This window comes from Hyphomonas sp., from assembly GCF_040882205.1.
Taxonomy (GTDB): domain Bacteria; phylum Pseudomonadota; class Alphaproteobacteria; order Caulobacterales; family Hyphomonadaceae; genus Hyphomonas.
This window is the reverse complement of record NZ_JBBEBT010000156.1, coordinates 1-4,417: the sequence shown is the minus strand read 5'-3', so window position 1 is coordinate 4,417 and position 4,417 is coordinate 1. Positions and strand designations below refer to the sequence as shown.

The window sequence follows — 4,417 nt, the reverse complement described above, 5'->3', positions numbered from 1 at the left end:
TGTCTCTGGTGCGTTAACCGTGCCTGATGAAGACACGGTTCTTCGTCAGGCCGGGTTCAAGGCTGCGCTGTCTGCTGGCGCGCGAGACGACAAAGCCGGGCCGGAAAGGCAGGTTGCGGCATGGCGGCGCCTTGTGTTCAGGGGTGAAGACGGCGACCGGGCGCGGTCAGGCGCCCCCGTTGCCAGCGTTCACGGCCTGCCGGGCAAGGGTCACGGCGCCGATCATGCCAGCATCGTCGCCGAGGGCGGGGCGTTGGATCAGGGTTTCGATGTCGGCGTCAGAAAGTTCGAGGTAGCCGTTGAGGAGCGCGGCGAAGGCGGATCGCACTTTCGGCATCAGGCCATCAGCTTGCATCACGCCCCCGCCGAGAAGGATACGTTCCGGCCGGGCGGTGAGCGTGAGAGCGAGGCAGGCTTGCGCGAGGTAGAAGGCTTCGATGTCCCAGGCCGGATGTTCGCGCGGGAGGATCGCAGGGTCACCATATCGGCGGACAAGCGCGGCCGCGCTTGCAAGGCCTTCAAGGCAGGCGCCGTGAAATGGGCAGACCCCGGCGAAGGCCAGGTCGTCCGGATGCCGTTCAACACGGATGTGGCCGAACTCCGGATGCGTCGGCTTAGACAGGAAACCGCCGGGGCCATAGAGGCCCGCACCGATGCCGGTGCCGATGGTAACATAGGCGGCGGAGCGCATGCCCTTCGCGGCGCCCAGTTCGCGCTCGGCGAGCAGCGCGCCGTTCACGTCCGTATCCAGAACAACCGGCGATCCGAGACCGGTGAAAAAGCGCTGGGTGAGGCGTGTGCCGGACCAGCCGGACTTGGGCGTGGCGAGAAGCGTGCCATAGTCCGGCGAGGCAGGATCCACATCGACCGGGCCAAAGCTGGCGATGCCGAGGCAGGCGAGACGCGCACCACGTTTTGTCAGGCTTTCGCGCAAGAATCCGAGGCAGGCGCCGATAGTGTCTTCAGGCGATGTGACCGGGATGCGGCGCGTATCCAGGAGGTGGCCGGACAGGTCGGCGAGCGCGCACTTGAACGTGGTGCCCCCCGCATCGATGCCGCCGAGCAGGCTGACGGGCGCGGCGCCAGGCGCAACTTGCGTCATTGTTAGCTTTCTCTTGTCGTCGAGCACCCCAGCAGATCCCTTCGCAAGGCGCATCGGTTCCATGCGGCGATTGCCAAACCTTTACGCCAGTCAGTGCAAATCCGCGAGGGCCGGAAACCGCGTTTGCACCGCCTCAGTTGCCGGAGGCCGGGGCGATATCGCCGGGCGAGGCGGCGAGGTGGTTGGTTTGCGCGCGGCCGGAGACGGCGAGCTTGCGGCTGGCATTGGTCAGGTGGAAGCCGATTGCGGGGACGGAAACGGCCATGATCCGGGCGATCTCCTTGTCAGATTTTCCGCCAGCAGCTCACTTCAGGCACTGGATTTCGCGGCCCGTCCGGTCGATCAGTCTCGCCAGTTCCATGATGGCGCCGGGGTCAGAAGATCGCAGTCCGGAAAGCATAGCGATTGGCTCGCCCTATCATTTCTGTCAGCTTGCAGCCGGGACCGCAGCCCGGCTTCTTGAACGCACAAAATCCACGCGGGGAAAAATACCAGACCATGAACCTTGATCTGAAGCAGGCGGATATCGAGTTCCGCGATGAAGTGCGGGCCTTTCTCGCCGCCAACCTGACACCTGACCTCGCGGCAGCCGGCAGACTGGCGACCAGTGTATTCATCGAGCCGGAATATACCCTGCCCTGGCAGCGGATCCTGCATGCGCGCGGCTGGGTCGCGCCGCACTGGCCGACGGAATATGGCGGTACCGGCTGGGACGAGATGCAGCGCTACATCTTCGCCTCCGAATGCGCGCGCGCCGGCGCGCCTGGCCTGTCGCCGATGGGGCTCGGCATGGTCGGCCCATGCATCATCGGATACGGCACGCCGGCGCAGAAAGCGCACTATCTGCCCCGGCTGCTGGCGGGTGAGGACTACTGGTGCCAGGGCTATTCGGAACCGGGCTCGGGCTCCGACCTTGCCTCACTGCAATTGCGCGCAGTGAGCGACGGCGACGACTATGTGCTGAACGGCAGCAAGATATGGACGACGCACGCCCATCATGCGAACAAGATGTTCTGCCTTGTACGGACGGATCCGGACGCAAAGCTCCAGCTCGGCATCACATTCCTGCTGCTGGACATGAAGACGCCGGGAATCAAGGTCGACCCGATCATCACGCTGGCGGGCGAGCATGAGCTGAACCAGGTTTTCTTCGACGAAGTGCGCGTGCCGAGGAGTGGGCGCCTCGGCAAAGAAAATGACGGCTGGTCGGTGGCGAAGTACCTGCTCGAGTTCGAGCGGGGCGGCGGATCGTCGGCGGGGCTGGAAGGCGTGCTGCGGCGACTGCACCGGCATGTGATGGAGGACGGCGGCGCCGACCTCGGCCTGATCCGCCGGCTCGGCGAAGTTTCGATGAAACTGGAAGCCATCAAGATCACTGAGCAACGCGTGCTGTCAGAACTGACGAGCGGCCAGCCGCCGGGGCCGGCGGGATCAATGCTGAAGGTGCAGCGCACCGAGCTTATGCAGTCCGTGGATACGCTGGGAATCGAGGCGCTCGGCAGCTTTGCCGCGCCCTACCAGCCGGACGCCTGGCAGCCGGGTGCGAATGCGGCGGTACTGGGACCAGAGGCGCTGGTGACCGGGATGGCGCGCTACCTGAACAACCGGGCGGGCTCGATCTATGGCGGCTCGAACGAGGTCCAGCGCAACATTATGGCGAAGGCCGTTCTGGGGCTCTGACAGCCCCGTGCTCGCCTGGCAGGAAAACCCGGCAATCAGAATCTGACGCACGCGTACGACCTCCAGCAGGTCACCTCGAACGCCAACGTCGGGCTGCACTTTGCGGGCCGCCCGCGCACCTATGGCATGACGCTGAGCGACCGCTGCTGATAAAGAAGCGTTTCCTTCCGGAAACCGGCCGCGGCAGGCGACCGCCACGGCTCTATTTTTGTTCATATTTCTGGAGACCCCTCGCCTGACAGGCGACCGGCAGGGTTCTTGCACCTCGAGTGTCCAGCCCCTGTCCGGAGGCCATCCACATGCTGCGTCAGATATTGCCCGCTGTTGCCCTGATGGGCGTTGCCCTGACGGCCGCCTGCGCCCAGACCCCCGAAATTCCGCTGTCCGCGCTGCCCGTTGCGTCCGAGCCGGCGCCGGGTTGGCGACCGTTCGCGCCAGATAGCCCCTGGAACACCAAAGTCGCGGCAGACGCCCAGATTGACCCGAATTCGGACATCCTGCTGGCTGATCTTGGCAAGAGCGGACCGTTCTATGTTAATATAGCTGATTGGTCGGTACTGGTTAAATACTTCGATTCCGCGAAAGCACCGAAGCGCACGGTCCGCCCACTTTACGCAGGCCGCCATGGTCCGGGCTTTGGCCCCCTCGAGCAGGTTCCGATCCCGGCAGACGCCCTGGATCCGGAGACCCCGGCTTCGCAGAGCACCTATCTCACGCTGGTCGACCCGGTGCGCAATCTTGCCTGGGACATGCGCCAGTCCGGCCAATCGCCTGATGGCTCCTGGCATGCCGGTTTCGGCGCGGCCGTTGACCTGTCGGGCACCGGCGTATCGATCCCCTGGATGAAGGCGGAACGCGGCGACCTGTCGGCCGGCGCCCGCCCTTCCGGCGTGCCGTTGATGGCCGGCCTGATCCGCGTGGACGACGTGAAAGCAGGCCGCATCGATCATGCGCTCGCGTTTGCCACCCCGCTTCCCATGACGGGCAGGTTCGTGCCACCCGCAAGCACAGACCTGAGCGCCGAGGCCCATGGAAGCAAGCGCTATGCAGGCCTTCCGATGGGTGCGCGCATCCAGCTGAACCCGGCCTATGACATCGACAACACGCTGCTCTCGCCGGGCGCAAGGGTCGTCGCGCGTGCACTTCAGGAATACGGCGCGATCCTGGTGGACGAAGCCGGCGCAAACGTCCTGTACGCTGAAAGCGGGCCAGAGCAGGTTGCGGCCTGGGAAGGCGTGCTGGCGCCAGGCGACCTGCAGATGCTTCTGACGCCGGAATTCATTGCACTGAACTTCCGCGTCATCGAGAGCGGCGAGCCCCTGCCCGGCATCCCGAGCGCCTACAACTAGGCACGCTCAGCTCGGCAGCGACGTGTCATAAGGACTGTCGAGGGAGAAGGCGGGGATGACCGCGACCATCTCCTCGCCGTTCTCGCCGACCAGATCATAGGTGCCGCTCATCAGGCCCGAGGGCGTAGCCAGCGGCGTGCCGGAAGAATAGTTGAACCGCTCTCCGGGACCGAGGGTCGGCGTCTGACCGACCACGCCGTCACCGTCGACCGCCAGCATCCGGCCTGCCGCATCCACGATCTGCCAATGGCGGCGCGCGATGGTCCAGGTCCGGTCGCTCTCGTTG

Annotated in this window: 4 protein-coding genes and 1 pseudogene; 2 read left to right on the top strand and 3 right to left on the bottom strand. The window is 65.2% G+C overall.

The genetic code is table 11. The features are described from left to right. Positions 1 to 166 precede the first annotated feature (166 nt). Both WEA77_RS06390 and WEA77_RS06385 read right to left on the bottom strand, forming a co-directional pair. Positions 167 to 1,102, bottom strand: a complete 936-nt coding sequence (locus tag WEA77_RS06390) for an ROK family protein (protein ID WP_368067038.1) — start codon at positions 1,100 to 1,102, stop codon at positions 167 to 169. A gap of 133 nt (positions 1,103 to 1,235) precedes the next feature. Then, positions 1,236 to 1,391: pseudogene (locus WEA77_RS06385) on the bottom strand (LuxR C-terminal-related transcriptional regulator); the annotation flags it as partial. Positions 1,392 to 1,600: 209 nt separating this feature from the next. On the opposite strand from WEA77_RS06385, the gene WEA77_RS06380 reads away from it, so the two are divergent. Then, positions 1,601 to 2,782, top strand: a complete 1,182-nt coding sequence (locus WEA77_RS06380) for an acyl-CoA dehydrogenase family protein (protein ID WP_368067037.1) — start codon at positions 1,601 to 1,603, stop codon at positions 2,780 to 2,782. A 299-nt stretch (positions 2,783 to 3,081) separates the two neighbouring features. Beyond that, positions 3,082 to 4,131 carry a hypothetical protein gene (locus WEA77_RS06375; protein ID WP_368067036.1) on the top strand — a complete coding sequence of 350 codons (1,050 nt, stop codon included), beginning with the start codon at positions 3,082 to 3,084 and terminating at the stop codon, positions 4,129 to 4,131. Between the two features lie 6 nt (positions 4,132 to 4,137). On the opposite strand, the gene WEA77_RS06370 is transcribed toward WEA77_RS06375, so the two are convergent. Then, positions 4,138 to 4,417: ApaG domain (locus tag WEA77_RS06370; RefSeq protein WP_368067035.1), on the bottom strand; the 280-nt coding region annotated here is incomplete at its 5' end.